The following is a 15,098-nucleotide window of genomic DNA, read 5'->3' as shown; positions in this document are numbered from 1 at the left end:
ATAAGGATAAGAATAATGCTGAAGAAAACTGCCCGCCTGCTTGCCGACTGTTCGGTGGGGCAGAAGCTGCTGCTCGGTTTCGGCCTGGTGTCCTTGCTCGCGGTGGCCGCCATCGCCCAGGGTTTGTATGCGACCGGCAGTTTGCTGGAGCACGGCCGGCAGGTCGATGCCATGGTGGAGATCAATCGCCTGACCTTGCAGCTGCGCAGTGCCGAGAAAACCTACGCACTGGATCCCGACCCTCTAGCGATGCGCCAGGTTCGGGACCTGATCCAGGCGCTGGGCGCTCAACTCCAGAAGGCGAAGGCCGGCGCATCGAGCGAGGATGTGCCGTTACTGACCGCCATGCAGCAATCCGTCGATGGCTATGAGGGCCAGTTCGCACATTTCATCGATCACCAGCGCCTGGCGGCAGATGCGTTGCGCCATATGCAGGAGCAGGCGGAACAGGCCCGCCTGCAGTTCGAGGCTGTCGAACTGGATATGTACGACCAGGTACGCGGCGTATTGAACAGCGGCCAGGCCTCGGAAGGCGATCCGCTGAGCCTCGCGGAACAGGCCTCGGCGTTGCAGCGAAAACTGCTGGTCACCCGCAACAGGGAGTTTATCTATGTGGAGGAGGGCGCAGCGCAGGCGCTCCAAGGCTGGACCGAGTCAGTGGAGGAAATGAGCGACGCGCTGGAACTGCTCCAGGGCCGGGTGGATGAGAACTCCGAAGCGTCCCTGGCGGCGGCTCGGGCGGCGCTGGTCGAATATCGCAAGGCATTCCAGCGCTATCGGGATAGCCGGGCGCTTAGCAAGCAGACCGCCGGGCAGATGGACGCCCAGGCACAGACCGTGCTGAGCCAGGTCGAACAAGCCGCCGCCGATCGACAAAGGCAGATGGGCCAACGAGGCCGTTCGATGATGCGCCTGCAAGCGGTGGGCGCCCTGGTGATCGTCGCCCTGGCGTTGTTGGCATCGTTGGTTATTCGTCATCTGATCGTCGTGCCTCTGCGCGAAGCACTGCAGGTGGCCCGGCGTGTTGCCCGGGGCGACCTGAGTGATGCGGCCGAAGGCATGGCCATGCGTCGAGACGAGTTGGGCCAGTTAATGACCGCAGTGGGAGAGATGACCGCCAACCTGCGCCAGTTGGTGGCGCGTATCGGACTGAGTGTCGTGGGACTTGGGCAAACGACCCGGACCCTGAGTACATCCAGTGCTCAGAGCAGTGGGGCGGCCCAACGCCAGCGGATCGAGACCGAACACGCCGCCACGGCCATGCAACAGATGACCGCCACGGTCGCACAAGTGGCATGCAACGCCGAACAGGCCTCCCAGGCCGCCGGCGAGGCCGACCACCAGGCACGCAATGGTGAGCGGGTGGTGCAGCTGGCGAGCCAGCAGATCCATCGCCTGGCAGCGGAAATGGCACTTTCCGAGCAGGCCATCGAGTCCTTGCAACGGCAGGTCGAGACCATCGGCACGGTCGCCGACGTGATTGCCTCAATTGCTGAACAAACCAACCTGCTGGCACTCAATGCGGCCATCGAAGCGGCTCGGGCGGGAGAGCAGGGCCGTGGCTTTGCGGTGGTTGCCGATGAGGTGCGGGCGCTGGCACGGCGCACCCGGGACTCGACCAGCGAGATCGAGACCCTGATTGTCGGACTGCAGCATTTGTCGCAACACAGCGTTGGGCAGATCCAGGGCTGCGCACGTCTGATGGTAGAGACCGTGTCGCTGGCCGGTCAGGTGAGCACCGCCTTGGGCGGCATTACCGGAGCGGTGTCGCTGATCGAGCAGATGAACCAGCAGAACGCCGCCAGCGCCGAGCAGCAGAGCATCGTGGCCGAGGAGGTCAGCCGCAATGTCATGCAGGTGCGCAATGAGGCAGAACATTGTGTCGGAGTGAATCAGCAAGTGGTCCTGGCTTGCGGGGATCTGGCCGGGCTGGAGCACGAGCTGCGGGAGGCCGTCGCACAGTTCCGGACTTGAAACCAGGTTGGTCAGGCTCTCGTCATCTCCTCAAAAAAACCTTTGGACATTTCGATGAATTGCTCGGCTGCCGGCGCCATTGTCTGGCCCTGGCGGGTGATCAAGCCGATCTGACGGGTAACGCCAGGATGGTCCACGGGGATTTTCACCAATCCCTCCCGACCTTCGTCCGCCGACTCCGGCAGCAGACTTGCGCCTAACCCCTGGCGCACCAGCGCCAGGACCGTGGACATGTAATTGGCTTCGAGGCCCGGCGACAATGGGAGGTTGGCGTCGGCGAACAGCTGCTCCACCAACTCTCGAACGCTGCTGTCGCGCCCAGTAAGAATGATCGGTTGCGCCGTCAACTCGCTTAGCTTGACCGTGCGTCGACGGGCCAGGGGATGGTCGGCTGGAATGAACAGGCACAACCTATCCTCCAGCACCGGTTGAAATTCCAACCCATGGCTCGTCCTTGCCCGCACCCCAAGGCCGAAATCCACCTCGCCGTCGCGCACCAACGTGTCGATCCGGCGCGCCACCACGTCCCGCAGGCGCACTTCGATCCCGGGAAACTGTTCACGGAACTGTTTCAACAGCGGCGGTAGCGCAGCCGCGCAGAGCGAGGGCAGGGCGGCAATGGTAACGACGCCCCGACGCAGCGCCGCCAGGTCCCGGGAGGCGCTGACGATGTTGTCCAGGTCCAGCAACAGTTTCTCCATGGGCAACAGGTTGTTCTGTCCGGCGCTGGTCAGGGCCACGTGACGCGGGCTGCGTTCGAGCAACGCGACGCCGAGCCAATCTTCCAATTGTTGAATCTGCACGGTCAGGGCCGAAGGCGAGAGATTCAGCATTGCGGCAGCCTTGGCAAAGCTGCCGGTTTGCGCCACGGCCAGGAAGGCGCGGATGTGCTGGATCGAGTTCTTCATTCTGTTTTTCCGAACGCAGGCTGCCGAACATTTCAATTTACAAAGAATACCGGCAATTCCAATACTCGGTGAAAACAACAACAGCGCATTTCATCGCCATGGCGGACAGAAATGCCGAACAGGACCTACCTATGCTCGCCATACTCGGTGTCGTCACCATTCTCTGCCTGCTCATCTGCGTGATGAGTAAGCGCCTGTCCCCCCTGGTTGCACTGATCGCATTGCCGATCATCGCCGCACTGATCGGTGGTTTTGGCCTGCAAACCAGTGCGTTCATCATTACCGGCATCAAGAACGTCGCCCCCGTGGTCGGGATGTTCGTGTTCGCGATTCTGTTCTTTGGCGTCATGACCGACGCCGGCATGCTTGACCCGATCATTGACCGCATCTTGAAACGCGTCGGCACCCGTCCGACGCGCATCGTCGTGGGTACCGCGCTGCTGGCACTGCTGGTGCACCTGGACGGTTCCGGCGCCGTGACCTTCCTGGTGACCATTCCGGCCATGCTGCCGTTGTATACGCGCCTGGGCATGGATAAACGCATCCTGGCTTGTGTCACGGCGATGGCGGCCGGGGTCAACTTCCTGCCATGGACCGGCCCGGTCCTGCGTTCATCGGCGGCCTTGCACGTGCCGGTGGCCGACTTGTTCCAGCCGCTGATTCCGGTGCAAGTCGTCGGTCTGGCATTCGTCTTTGCTTGCGCCTGGTTCCTCGGTCGTCGCGAAGAGAAACGCCTGGGATTGGGGGCCGGGGCAGGGGTGGAGGTGGTACCTCAACGGGTACTGTCCGAGGCCGAAGTCGCCTTGCGCAAGCCAGGGCTGTTCTGGCTCAACCTGATACTGACCGTGGTGGTGATGGGCGTGATGATTGCCGGTGTGGTCGATCCGGTGGTGATGTTCATGCTCGGCACGGTATTGGCCTTGTGCATCAATTACCCCAACGTCGATGCCCAACGGGCACGCATCGACGCCCATGCGAAAACCGCCCTGACGATGGCGAGCATTCTCCTGGCCGCCGGGGTCTTCACCGGCATCATGCAGGGCAGCGGCATGCTCAAGGCGATGGCCGAGGTGGCGGTGGCACAGATTCCCGCCGGGCACGGCAAGCTGATTCCGATGGTCGTGGGGTTCATCTCCATGCCGCTGAGCCTGCTGTTCGATCCCGACTCCTTCTACTTTGGCGTGATGCCGGTGGTGGCCGAAGTCGGCCGTGCCCTGGGTGTCGATCCGTTGCAAGTGGCCCAGGCATCGCTGCTGGGTGTCCACACCACCGGGTTCCCGGTCAGCCCATTGACCCCGGCGACCTTCTTGTTGGTGGGGTTGTGCAAGATCGAACTGGCCGATCATCAACGGTTCACCATTCCTTTTCTGTTCGCCGCCTCGGTGCTGATGACGGTGACGGCGCTGCTCATTGGAGTCTTTTGAATGAAAAGCTTACGCATCGGCTCAGGTGCCGGTTACTCAGGTGATCGCATCGAACCGGCGATTGAACTGGCCGAGCACGGCGAGCTGGATTATCTGGTGTTCGAATGCCTGGCCGAACGCACCATCGCCCTGGCACAACAAGCGCGACTGCTCGATCCGCAGGCGGGCTTCGATCCGCTGTTGAGCGAGCGCATGCGTCGGGTACTGCCCTTTATCGGTCGTGGGACCGATGGCCGGCGCCGCCGCTTGCGCGTCATCACCAACATGGGCGCGGCCAACCCATTGGGCGCAGCGCGGGAAGTGCGGCGCATTGCCGGGCAGCTTGGTTTGTCGGGCCTCAAAGTGATCGCCGTAACGGGTGACGATGTGCTGGCGACACTGCTCGTCGATCCGACGCAAACACTGGACAACGGCATCACCCTGGCCTCATTGGGCGAACGCCTGATTTCGGCCAACGCGTACCTGGGCGTGGACGGCATCATCGAGGCCTTGCAGGCGGATGCTGACGTGGTCATTACTGGGCGAGTGGCGGATCCGTCGCTGTTCCTCGCGCCACAGATGTTCGAGTTCGGCTGGGCCGCGGACGATTGGCCACGATTAGGGCGCGGCACCTTGGTCGGCCATCTGCTCGAATGCGCAGGCCAGATCAGTGGAGGCTACTTTGCCGATCCTGGGTTCAAGGATGTACCGGACCTGGCGCGACTGGGATTTCCCCTCGCCGAAGTGGACGCGACGGGCCATGCAGTGATCAGCAAAGTCCCAGGCTCAGGCGGGCGCATCGATACCGCGACCTGCACCGAACAGATGATCTATGAAGTGCACGACCCCGCCGCATACCTCACGCCAGACGTCAGCGCGGACTTTTCCGAGGTGTCGTTTACGCTCCAGGGACCGAATCAGGTACAGGTCCAGGGCGCCGATGGCCGGGAACGCCCCTCATCGCTGAAAGTGTCAGTGGGTTATCTCGACGGCTGGATCGGCGAAGGCCAGATGTCCTATGGCGGCCCAGGGGCCTTGGCGCGTGGCCGGTTGGCACGGGAGGTCGTGCTGGAACGTTTGAAACTGACAGGCGTGGCCTATGAAGAAATCCGCGCCGAGTTGATCGGCGTCGATGCCTTGCACGGCCCCGAGCTGGGTTCCCGACTGGACGGCGAGCCTTGGGAAGTGCGCCTGCGGGTCGCGGCCCGTTGCACCGATCGCGCCGAGGCCGTGCGGATTGGAAACGAAGTGGAAACCCTCTACACCAACGGTCCTTACGGCGGCGGCGGAGCGAGTAAATCGGTGCGCCAAGTGGTGGCGGTGGCGTCGCTGTTGCTGCCACGGGACGCTGTCAGCGTGCAGATTCATTTGGAGGACGTGTAGTGACTCGTCTTAAATTGCGTGACCTGGCCCATTCCCGTACGGGAGATAAAGGCGATACATCCAATATCTCCGTGATTACGTTCCACGCCGAAGATTATCCACGCCTGTGCGAATGGCTGACGGTAGAGCGGGTGACCGAGCATTTTGCTGAACTGCTGCCCCCCCATGGACCGGCGATACGGCGCTATGAACTCCCTCGGGTGTGCGCGCTCAACTTCGTCTTGCCCGGTGTCTTGCGCGGTGGTGTCACCCGTTCGTTGGCACTCGATGCCCATGGGAAGGCGTTGGGGGCGGCGCTGCTCGACCTGGATATGCCGAGCGCTTGAGCCGGGTTTCAAGGCTGTCGCTTGGCGTCGGTCGAGACCACACTGTCCAAGGTATTCGCGCCGGGTACCTTGCTCGGCCCCCACGACCGCTCGCTGCGACATTTGAACTTCACGCCCTTGCGGGGCGTTATGTCCCTGGCTTTCTCCATACACAACTCTTTAGTGACATAGGTCGGCTCCGTTTTGCGCACGTCCACGCAGCCTTCGTCGCCCCTGCAGAGTGTCATAACCATAATGTATACGGTCATCATCCTGATGTTGCTCCCATAGAAGCAATGCAATTGATGTGTCCTGCAAAAGCCCGGGAGGGCTTAAGCGAGTAGCAGTGACAAGCGGATGATGATCCTTCCTTCGAACCTCCAGCAATGGCGTATTGATGCCTTCCGTCGGGAAAACGTCACTTTTTCAAATATTGATGATTAGAGCGAAATGGACGCCATTATGTTGGCGTTTTTTTCATTGATCAGTGGTTAATTGCTATGGAGAATCTACAGGCATGCCTGGCAATCTCACGACCGGATAACCACTTGTATCCGAACGAAAAGTCCAGGCAATTCGACGATCCGGGGGCAGGGTAGAAGGGCTGAAGGAGCCCGTTGCCGCGAGCAGTCAGCCAGCGCTAGTGGCCTGTACGCGGCATGAACGAGTATCAAGGCTTTTCGTACAGAGCCTAGGGCGCCTCAAAGTTCTCATAGGCCAGGGAGATAGTATCGTTCCTTGGATAACTGACATACACCATCTCGCCATAATTGCTGGCGACCAGTACGTACGGCCACTTGCCGTTGGCCTTGCGTAGTTGCTCATACAAGGGAAGAAAGAAATCCTTGGTCTGACCCTGAGGGTCGTACGGGACTTCACCCAGAAAGATCGGATAGCGTCCACCGTTGCATAGCTGAACCCGCTCCAGCTTGATGCCGTTTTTCTCCAGCACGGTTCGCGCTGGATGCTGCCAAGTGCTGAGATCGACATCCTGGCAGTCGCTGGCGTTTTGGGTGTAAAGCTCGGTGTCCTTGAGGGCTGGGTACGCCATGGCCTGGCTGGTCAGGAGGAATAGAGCCAGGGGTAAGAGACGCTGCATGATGATGGTCCGAATAAAGGGGAAACGATTGTAAGTGCTTTTCTAGTTCCAAGGCTTCGCGGACTATTTCGTTGAGACTTGGAGGCCTACGTGCAGCAGACTTGCACGGGCTTTCTCGCAGAACAAGAGCCAGGCCCGTAGCGTGTGAGCTGAGTCTCAAGGGATCGACAGGCGCCCGTGTTTGTCTTGATCCAAATCCTGTAAGCGCTGGAGCGAGGTACGCTCATATATCCACGCTGCATTGGTAATATCTTGTTACGCATAATGTATATTATGTTAAACAAAATGCTACGTCAGAAATGTTCATGAGCCTCTTAAGGCACTGATTCGACAAAACCGCTTCTGACGTCCACTCTCTCAACGGGCCATGTCCTTTGAGTTCATGGCTAGTCATTGAATAACGCCGCGCCGTTGCCCAAACTCATTCCCTTCATTTACTACGTCCAACTCAAGCTCAGACACCGCGCTTATAGCACTGCTGCGGCTCATCTACGCGCGATTCTACAGCTATGCCGAAAGTCGAAACCTAGATATCGATGAGGCCATCGTGGCCTGCCACTTCGAGGCGATTCTGGCGCTACTGGACGGTTACGCCATCTGGCTCCAAAGTGGCCGCCAGGCCGATAATCTGGTCGCCCGAATCGGCACAGCTGCAATGACATATTTTCCACAGATCGATTTGCGCACCCGTGACCAGTACCTGCGGTTGCTGAAGCAGTACCTGTCCTGGTGCGTCACCCGTTACATTCCGCGCGCTCGTCAGAACTCAACCACTATGGCTTAATGAGTCGGCGAGGAAACTTGACAACGCAGTAGCCGAGAGCTTTTGCCAGCTTTTGAAGCGGGAGCGAATCCGACGGAAGATCTACGGAATGCGTGACGAAGCCCGAAGTGACTTTTTCGATTACATCGAGATGTTCTATGACCCTAAACGCCGACACAGCGGTGCTATGTAGCTGTCGCCAGTAGAGTATGAGAAACGCTATTTTCTGAGTTTGGAGAGTGCCTAGGAAACCTGGGGCGATTTATTATACTCACCCCAAAGTCAGCAGAGCCCGAATCAAAACCTAACCAAGTGGATCAGTCAAGTTACCCTTTGCCTTGCCGATCAACACCCGATTCTCTTGCAGTACCAACGAAAATTCATGGCGACCGGAACGTGGCACTTCTCTTGAATACAGATTCCAGTATTCAGTCGAAGTTTCGGCCGCTATAAGATAGTTTACTGAAGAGATATTGTATTTCTGCTTTAGCTTCCTTAGCCCACTCCGAAGCCTGCCATACTCCAGCCCTTTGCTTTTTTCCTGGCTCTTTGCTCCAAAGTAATGGATTAGACCATGTTCAAGCAGCATCCCTTCATCTTTCTTTTGCACCTCATCAATCATTGAGTTGCCAAGCATGAATTGGAGATTGTGAGGGCTGCGCTGAGAAATAGAAATTGCTTTGAACAAATTATAGTAAACAAACACATCTTTCTCGTTAGTATTTACTCCATAAATTGAATCGCTATAGCCGCGATGATTTCGTTTAAGTGGACGCCGAGCAGGGTCATCAGTTGAGCCCACATAGAGAACTTCTGTATCTACGCCGATGTTGATGCAGTGCATCATCAGAAATTCGTGGACATTAATTCCCACTGGATGCTCCATCCCAGGAAACTGAAGCAGGATGAACCGCCCGTCATCAAGAAGTTTCGGAATATTCATTCCGAAAATTTCAGGGCGCGCGGGTATCCGAATTTTCTTTATTTTCTTTTCTGCTCCTACCTCCAAGTGGATCACGATTTCCTTCTTCAATCGACTCAAACGAGGGGCTATAGCGGTGTGGAATCGCACCCGATCCCGTGCAGCGATAAAATATACAAAACGTTTGTCGTTGTTCTGCTCTACCTCTTCACGATACGCGTCCAAAAACTTTGACACGATGCTTTCATAATCAGAGCCTCCCGGAGCGTTGATTAGCAGATCAAACCAAAAAACGTTATAATTGGTCAATTCAACATGCCAATCTTTGTTTAGATTCTTGTATGCGGGATGGTCTTTCAAAAAGTCCAGATAGCCACGAGAGCTCATAGAAATCCTTAAATAATACCTTGGAGGGTTAACCTTCACTGCGTATCAGTTTTTTTCGGATTAGGCTGAACAATTCTGCTTGATAGACAGCGTCATGCAGAGCATCGTGATCGCCAGAATTGTCAGGCCTCACCACCTTATCAATCTCACTCGAACGGGTTGACCTCCAAGTGCAATCTGATGTTCCGAAGTACATTGACTTGATGTCGAGCGCGGCTATCCCGAAGGGATTTTCACCAAGGTACTCGTGGAAATAGTAGTTCACGAAGCTCCAGTCGAAGGAAGCATTAAATCCTACGAACACCACCATCTGATCAACACCAGCAAGTGACTCAACCCACGCTTTGAACTGTGCCATCGCTTCAGCAGGATCCAGCCCCTCTTCTCGAAGTTTCTCCAATGAAAGCCCCGTGACCTCTAGGGCAGCTGGAATAAATTCCTCGGAGATGGGCTTCAGCAAGCATGAGAACTGCTCAGCCGGATTCGACGTCAGGCACGCGCCGATCGACAGCATGCTGTACTTGCCCGGGATAGGGCCCGATGCCTCGATGTCGACCGAGACGAAGATTTCTTTTTCGGCTTTCATAACTACTCCGTTCGAGCTGGTGTATGGATGGCAACCGCTGGAACCACTCGGTAGTGAGTGTGGGCAAAACCCCCTCCTCCGACATTGTCGGCCGATATACCGCTTACTTGTCTTCCATGACCGGTGATGGCTTCATCGAAAGAATCGAGTCGGTCAGATCCTTGAAGCTCAGCGGGCGATTAGGGAAGGCTTTGGCCATCGCTGTAGGGTACAGGCGCGTTCGAATATCAGAGTAAGTCCAGGCGGGCTGCCCGTTACGCTCGCCTGTGACGTTTGCCAAGTCATTCAGTTGCTTCTCCGTAAGCCCCAAGCCTGCCAGATCCATGCTAAACAGCTCTTTGCGCTCAGCAACATCAGGGCGCGTGAACTCTTCAACGATGGCCGCACGACGACGGAGAGCTGCGTCCAGCACCGAAAGGCGGTTGGTGCACAGAATTACAACAATGCGGCCACCGTACTTGCGCAGCTCGTCCACGCCTTGGATCAAGGTGTTCACTGCAACCTTATCTTCGTGGTGGCTCTGGCTTTGCGAGCGAGAAGCTGCAATTGAGTCACCTTCGTCGATAATGAGAATCGCCCGGCGTTTTTTGCCGGCGGCTTCAATCACCTCTGCGAAGGCTTGGGTCAAGAGCGTCCCCATTTCGCCGACCTTACCGGAGCCGCGGACTCGGTTACTCAGCTTGTACAGCAACGAATCTTCAGCGCGAGAATCGCTCACAATCCGGTTAGCGATGCATTCCGCTGTAGCCGTCTTCCCGGTACCGACGTCTCCGTGGAAGATCACCAGAGGGTACTGATCGGCAACCAAATTGCATATTGGGAGCACGCTTTTATGGTGCTCCTTGCTCCACTCGGACAGTTGCCCTTGGTTCAGAAGCAACTGGAGCTGGTTCTGTACGCGCTCGTAGCGGCCCGTAAACCCGAGCAAGACTTTTTCGCGATCATTTAGCTGGGCGTCCGGCAATTCAATGGCAGAGTCAAATACGCTGTTGTTGCTCATCGGGTGTAGTCCTTCCGTTCCATGCCGTAGCCGTTGCTCGAATATTCGCGACCACCGCTCTGAGTGAGCTGGGAGTGGCTGATGTCGTCGTAAGAGGTTGTCCAGTTGATCTTCAGCTTTCCAGACATGTTCTCCCGCGCTTGCTGGGTGTAACTGTCGTTGTAGGACAGAACGATCCGCAGGTGCGGGTTGGATACCTTGGGCCAGCGAGCATCACCCGGGCGCTGGTTGGCTAGGGAGCCGGACTCGTTGACGTAGTACCGGGTTGCCTTCTGCTCAACGCCATTGCTCAACAGCGTGAGATCCGCGAACTTCAGATACCCGTTCTTGGCCAGCAGCTCGATGTCATAGGCCCATTCCTTGGCCTTGGCTTCAGTCACTGCTTCGCTGCTCGAGGCGATCATTAAGAGGTCGGCGGTGATCCGGCGTACGACTGCTTCAATGTCAGTAGTGGTATAGGTCGTGGTTTGGGTAGCGCTGTAGGTCATGCTGCATCCTCGACTTTGAAGCCCTTGCCGAACAGCTCTTTCCAGATCTCGAAGTCGTCTTCCACCGAAGCGAAGTGGGCGGTTTCCCAGGACTCGTCGGCGAGCTGGACGATCTCTTTGCGCTCATCTTCAGTAATGCGGCTCGCGACATTATTGGTGTCACAGACCGGATCGATGATTACAACCGTATCGGAGAACTCGGGGACATTACCGTTCTCAGGAAACTTGATGACTTCCTTGAGACCCGACTCAGCGATGTAAAGGAGGAAGTCACGGAAACGCTTCTCCAGCGAGCCGGTCTTCCCCTTCAGTTCGAGCACATGAGCCATGATGAGCTCGATGTGGAAGGACTTCAGCGGCACCTCTTTCCAGGTACGCCAGCGCTTGGCCAGGCGTACGAGGGTGCGGAAGTCCGGATCTACATCCTTGCGATCCTTCACGAACTTCACTTGGCACGGGGCGCAGGTCTCAGTCTTCGAGCCATCGATACGATCGAACTGCCAGCCGTAGTTTTCCTTGCTCGGGTTCTCAATGACCGGAACGATATCGACCTCGAGCCCGGTACCCACGAAGGTGACCTTCGCTGCCTTACGCTGGATTTCGAAGTCTTCAACAGACTTGTTCGGATACAGCTTGATCAGGGCGTCGTAGATTTTCTGGCTGAGGGTTGCGAAGGTCTCCTCATCTACCTTCTCGCCGCTAATGTAGAAAACCACGTCCACGTCGGCGGGGTTCTGAGCGTTGGGCCGCAGAATGGTGTGCTTGGCAAAAGAGCCTGCCTTTACCACCTTCTTGATAGTGATTTTGTCCTGCTTCTTCAGGCTGTCCTTCAGCGCTGCTATCAGGCGGTCGACCTGGGCGTTGTAGGTCTCCCGCTTGTCCTTCGGCAAGCGCAGCACGTTACTGTCGTAATACTTGATCTGAGTGTTGGTGAGTGGCATGTGCCATCCCCTCCTAGAAATGTTTGTGTTGGTCGCAAAGCATCCCTACCAGCAGCTACACCACATGCCGACGGATGAGATGGCGCGGCAACTCGAGAATCTGGCCCGAGTCACCCCTTACGGCGCGCTGCAGGTCAACCCCCTCCCCCAGACCACCCGTAACCCTCTAGAAGATCAGGCAAGGAAAATTGCGAACCGCAGCTCGCTAGCGTATTATTACTATACGCATAGTTTTTAGATGCAGTCTAGTTTTTATACGCTATCGAGGTTCGAGCATGACAAACGAGTCCAAACCCACGGACGACCAACCCACCAGCAAGGGACGGCATGGAGCACGTTGGGGCCAGGAGCGTCGGTTGGAATTCATCGACTATCGACTACGGTGGGATGGGCAGATCAACCGCAGCAGTCTTACTGACTTCTTCGGAATCTCGGTGCCTCAGGCGTCACTGGACATCACCGAGTATGCTAAACTCGCCGAGAGCAACCTCGAGTACGACACCCGGGCCAGGGTCTATAGGGCTACCGAGTCATTCAAAGCAGTCTTCCCTTCCAGTGCAGTTGAGCGCTACCTGGATGACCTGCTGCGCGTCGCCGTTCAGCCAGAGATCCCCTACGGCAGCTTCTTGGGCTGGCAATCCCCTGTCGCAGCTGTGCCCAAACTGGGCCGTCGCTTAAATGCGGACATCGTTGGGGTAATTCTCCGCGCGATTCGCGAGACCGGATTTATCGAGGTCTTCTACCAATCCCTGACAGACCCTGAAGGCGGTGAGCGGATGCTCTCTCCTCATGCCTTGGTGCATGACGGTAACCGCTGGCATGTCCGGGCGTACTGCCACAAGCGTAAGGCCTTCCGGGATTTCTCTCTGACCCGTATCAAACGCTGCAAATATGTGGGGCAGGATCGGGATCGGGCTGATGAAGATTATGCCTGGAACACAATGGTCAATGTGGTTCTCACTCCTCACCCGGGCCTCACCCCCGCACAGCGCAAGCTGATTGAGAACGACTTCCTGATGGAGGGCGGCGAGATGCATGTCGAGTGTCGCCGAGCACTTCTCTTGTACCTCCTGTTCCAGCTCAACCTGAATGAAGACCAAGCCGCTCAGAGGCCCGAGGTCATCCAGTTGGCCCTGAAGAATAGGGATGAGATCAAAGACCTCATCCAGTACTAACACCTAGAAAATCAGCCAACACTTAACACCTCAGCTACCGGAATTGTCACGATGGAAAAGCTTGAAAATGAATTCATTCTGATTGCGGGCAGCATCTCCAAAAAGACAGAGAAGGCCTCGATCGATCTCGCGCACGACTTCACCCGTGCGATGACCAAAAGCGTTTTGGCGGCACAGGGTGGACTCGTTGTCTACCTCGCAGGGCTCCCTACCAATGAGGCTGGTGACCCGCTGACTTTCGATTGGACGGTGGTGTACGAGGCGGAAAAGCTGTTGACCGGTTGCTCCCCTGCCCGCCAATTGAAGATTGTGACGTCTAAGTCGGCCATGCAGGAGAAGATGACTCCTGAGCAGCGGCTGCTCATCCGCCGCCTCTCGGCTGAAGACTTTGCGGAGATCATCTACCTCGAGGACGACGTGATCACCGGAGGGAACATTGGAGACGAGCAAGTTGAGGTCGCAACAGCGATGATCGCCTTGGGTGGCGGCAAGGGTGTCTCAGACCGCGCCCGCAAAATGCGTAGAGATAAGCGTCCCGTGCTGCCATTCGACCTCCAACTGGGTGGATTCAGCGAGGACGGCCAAGGAGCGCTCGGCCTGCACGCAAACTTCTTCAAAGAGCCCCTGACGATGTTCCCTCTTACCGGCGAGCAAGTGAAAGGTCGTCTGGATAGCATGTCCCTACAGGAGCCTATCTACGGCGTGGACAAGATCGCAGATCTCTCTGTTGGATTGTTCCAGGCTGAAATTGAGGCCCGGGAAGCAGCACGATCTCCGGATCTTCTGGTGATCACGGCCATCGCCATTGAGTTGGCAGCTGCAAAAAAAGTTTTCGGTGTTGGCGAAGATGTACCAGCACGCTTCACCGCCCACGGCGTCCACTATTGGCCAGTGACGATTCAACGAGCTGACGGCCCACTTTCTTGCGTCATCGCTTCTCTCGGTAATGCTGGCAACGTCAATGCAACCGCCATCACAACGCTTCTCCTGTCTGAGCTTAAACCGAAAAAAGTTTTGATGATGGGGATTGCAGCGGGCCGCCGTAAAAAACTGAGCCTCGGTGAAGTCATTTTGTCCGAACGCGTCGTGTACTACGAAGGTGCGGCAGCTCTCGCCGGTGGCAAGGTTGCAGCGCGACCGGAGATGCCGCGACCTGGGCTTTCCATCCAGCAAGACCTCAATGCTTACTTTGCGACCGCCTCCCTGCCCGTTCGCCTGCAAGAGCATGCGGACAAACTCGGCTTTGCGATGCCGACTGAGTCCAAAGCAGGCGAAGTTGCTGCCAGGTTGATGGTGTCACCAGCGACCATTGCTTCCGGCGAACTACTGATTCGAGATCCGAAGCTTTTCGAAGGATTCCAAGGCCTTCACGACAAAGCTGTTGTCGCAGAGATGGAGGCTTACGGAGTATTCGACGCTTGTGACAAGCAGAACGTGCCTGTCTTGGTCGTTCGCGGCATAAGCGATTACGGGGACACGACCAAGGACAACACTTTCCACAAGGTGGCTTCTGAAGCGGCAGCCATTGTGGTCCTTGATTACGCCACTTATGGATGGAGCCGAAGACTGGCTCAGTAAATTGAGGGGCAGCACGAGGCACGCTGCGTACGATACAAACACTCCCTCGACAGAGGAAGCATGAGCTTGCTTGTCTAGTTGATCACCGCATCAAACCCAGAGTGGCAGCGCCATGAGGGAGTCCGTTTTCGGAATAAGCAGCGCCGGCGACCGCAGCAGCAACGCCTATACTAATTGCAACGAACG

14 protein-coding genes and 2 pseudogenes are annotated in these 15,098 nt (G+C 57.0%); 9 read left to right on the top strand and 7 right to left on the bottom strand.

Annotated elements, in window-relative coordinates:
• Positions 1 to 15 precede the first annotated feature (15 nt).
• A pseudogene (locus ACODTO_RS07895) lies at positions 16 to 1,119 on the top strand (methyl-accepting chemotaxis protein); the annotation flags it as partial.
• Entirely contained in the window at positions 1,093 to 1,974 is an 882-nt protein-coding gene (locus tag ACODTO_RS07890) for a methyl-accepting chemotaxis protein (protein ID WP_489106293.1), read from the top strand. The pseudogene ACODTO_RS07895 and the gene ACODTO_RS07890, both read left to right, overlap by 27 nt.
• An 11-nt stretch (positions 1,975 to 1,985) precedes the next feature.
• Here the strand turns inward: ACODTO_RS07890 and ACODTO_RS07885 are convergent, their stop codons facing one another.
• Positions 1,986 to 2,882: a LysR family transcriptional regulator gene (locus tag ACODTO_RS07885; RefSeq protein WP_489106227.1), complete on the bottom strand. Its 897-nt coding sequence runs from the start codon at positions 2,880 to 2,882 to the stop codon at positions 1,986 to 1,988.
• Positions 2,883 to 3,013: 131 nt separating this feature from the next.
• Here ACODTO_RS07885 and ACODTO_RS07880 point away from each other — a divergent pair, with 131 nt between their 5' ends.
• The 3 genes from ACODTO_RS07880 to ACODTO_RS07870 are packed head-to-tail and all read left to right on the top strand — an operon-like array spanning position 3,014 to position 5,994.
• Complete coding sequence (locus ACODTO_RS07880) at positions 3,014 to 4,306, top strand: CitMHS family transporter (RefSeq protein WP_489106226.1); 1,293 nt, start codon at positions 3,014 to 3,016, stop codon at positions 4,304 to 4,306.
• Complete coding sequence (locus ACODTO_RS07875) at positions 4,307 to 5,668, top strand: acyclic terpene utilization AtuA family protein (protein ID WP_489106225.1); 1,362 nt, start codon at positions 4,307 to 4,309, stop codon at positions 5,666 to 5,668. It begins immediately after the preceding gene.
• Positions 5,668 to 5,994, top strand: coding sequence for an AtuA-related protein (locus ACODTO_RS07870; protein ID WP_489106224.1), 327 nt, complete (start codon positions 5,668 to 5,670; stop codon positions 5,992 to 5,994). The genes ACODTO_RS07875 and ACODTO_RS07870 overlap by 1 nt, the downstream gene beginning before the upstream one ends.
• A gap of 670 nt (positions 5,995 to 6,664) precedes the next feature.
• On the opposite strand, the gene ACODTO_RS07865 is transcribed toward ACODTO_RS07870, so the two are convergent.
• Complete coding sequence (locus ACODTO_RS07865) at positions 6,665 to 7,072, bottom strand: hypothetical protein (RefSeq protein WP_139650064.1); 408 nt, start codon at positions 7,070 to 7,072, stop codon at positions 6,665 to 6,667.
• 547 nt (positions 7,073 to 7,619) lie between these two features.
• Here ACODTO_RS07865 and ACODTO_RS07860 point away from each other — a divergent pair.
• Both ACODTO_RS07860 and ACODTO_RS07855 read left to right on the top strand, forming a co-directional pair.
• Positions 7,620 to 7,856, top strand: a complete 237-nt coding sequence (locus ACODTO_RS07860; protein WP_489106223.1) for a hypothetical protein — start codon at positions 7,620 to 7,622, stop codon at positions 7,854 to 7,856.
• A 19-nt stretch (positions 7,857 to 7,875) separates the two neighbouring features.
• Positions 7,876 to 8,028, top strand: a pseudogene (locus ACODTO_RS07855) (IS3 family transposase); the annotation flags it as partial.
• 111 nt (positions 8,029 to 8,139) lie between these two features.
• Here ACODTO_RS07855 and ACODTO_RS07850 read toward each other — a convergent pair.
• The 5 genes from ACODTO_RS07850 to ACODTO_RS07830 form a co-directional block, all read right to left on the bottom strand.
• Positions 8,140 to 9,144 (bottom strand): hypothetical protein, encoded by a 1,005-nt coding sequence (locus ACODTO_RS07850; RefSeq protein ID WP_489106222.1) that lies wholly within the window; start codon positions 9,142 to 9,144, stop codon positions 8,140 to 8,142.
• A 28-nt stretch (positions 9,145 to 9,172) separates the two neighbouring features.
• A complete protein-coding gene (locus ACODTO_RS07845) occupies positions 9,173 to 9,730 on the bottom strand; it encodes a 3'-5' exonuclease (protein WP_313922309.1) in 558 nt (185 codons plus the stop codon).
• 103 nt (positions 9,731 to 9,833) lie between these two features.
• On the bottom strand, positions 9,834 to 10,730 hold the full coding sequence (locus ACODTO_RS07840; protein ID WP_313922311.1) for an ATP-binding protein: 897 nt from the start codon (positions 10,728 to 10,730) through the stop codon (positions 9,834 to 9,836).
• A complete protein-coding gene (locus tag ACODTO_RS07835; RefSeq protein ID WP_023098968.1) occupies positions 10,727 to 11,218 on the bottom strand; it encodes an HORMA-1 domain-containing protein in 492 nt (163 codons plus the stop codon). Before ACODTO_RS07835 ends, ACODTO_RS07840 begins: the two co-directional genes overlap by 4 nt.
• Positions 11,215 to 12,159: a CBASS oligonucleotide cyclase gene (locus tag ACODTO_RS07830; protein WP_003139492.1), complete on the bottom strand. Its 945-nt coding sequence runs from the start codon at positions 12,157 to 12,159 to the stop codon at positions 11,215 to 11,217. Before ACODTO_RS07830 ends, ACODTO_RS07835 begins: the two co-directional genes overlap by 4 nt.
• A 356-nt stretch (positions 12,160 to 12,515) precedes the next feature.
• Here ACODTO_RS07830 and ACODTO_RS07825 point away from each other — a divergent pair, with 356 nt between their 5' ends.
• Entirely contained in the window at positions 12,516 to 13,334 is an 819-nt protein-coding gene (locus tag ACODTO_RS07825; protein WP_313922314.1) for a WYL domain-containing protein, read from the top strand.
• 51 nt (positions 13,335 to 13,385) lie between these two features.
• Positions 13,386 to 14,912, top strand: coding sequence for a phosphorylase family protein (locus ACODTO_RS07820; protein WP_489106221.1), 1,527 nt, complete (start codon positions 13,386 to 13,388; stop codon positions 14,910 to 14,912).
• Positions 14,913 to 15,098: the final 186 nt, after the last annotated feature.

This window comes from Pseudomonas sp. FG13 (assembly GCF_057809755.1).
Note: the sequence above shows the minus strand (reverse complement) of the source record. Positions and strands in the feature narration are given on the sequence as shown.

Bases quoted from the DNA above. Each gene is read 5' to 3' on its own strand.
- ACODTO_RS07890 (WP_489106293.1), top strand. From the start codon at position 1,093: ATGACCGCAGTGGGAGAGATGACCGCCAACCTGCGCCAGTTGGTGGCG.
- ACODTO_RS07885 (WP_489106227.1), bottom strand. From the start codon at position 2,882: ATGAAGAACTCGATCCAGCACATCCGCGCCTTCCTGGCCGTGGCGCAA.
- ACODTO_RS07880 (WP_489106226.1), top strand. From the start codon at position 3,014: ATGCTCGCCATACTCGGTGTCGTCACCATTCTCTGCCTGCTCATCTGC.
- ACODTO_RS07875 (WP_489106225.1), top strand. From the start codon at position 4,307: ATGAAAAGCTTACGCATCGGCTCAGGTGCCGGTTACTCAGGTGATCGC.
- ACODTO_RS07865 (WP_139650064.1), bottom strand. From the start codon at position 7,072: ATGCAGCGTCTCTTACCCCTGGCTCTATTCCTCCTGACCAGCCAGGCC.
- ACODTO_RS07850 (WP_489106222.1), bottom strand. From the start codon at position 9,144: ATGAGCTCTCGTGGCTATCTGGACTTTTTGAAAGACCATCCCGCATAC.
- ACODTO_RS07845 (WP_313922309.1), bottom strand. From the start codon at position 9,730: ATGAAAGCCGAAAAAGAAATCTTCGTCTCGGTCGACATCGAGGCATCG.
- ACODTO_RS07840 (WP_313922311.1), bottom strand. From the start codon at position 10,730: ATGAGCAACAACAGCGTATTTGACTCTGCCATTGAATTGCCGGACGCC.
- ACODTO_RS07835 (WP_023098968.1), bottom strand. From the start codon at position 11,218: ATGACCTACAGCGCTACCCAAACCACGACCTATACCACTACTGACATT.
- ACODTO_RS07830 (WP_003139492.1), bottom strand. From the start codon at position 12,159: ATGCCACTCACCAACACTCAGATCAAGTATTACGACAGTAACGTGCTG.
- ACODTO_RS07820 (WP_489106221.1), top strand. From the start codon at position 13,386: ATGGAAAAGCTTGAAAATGAATTCATTCTGATTGCGGGCAGCATCTCC.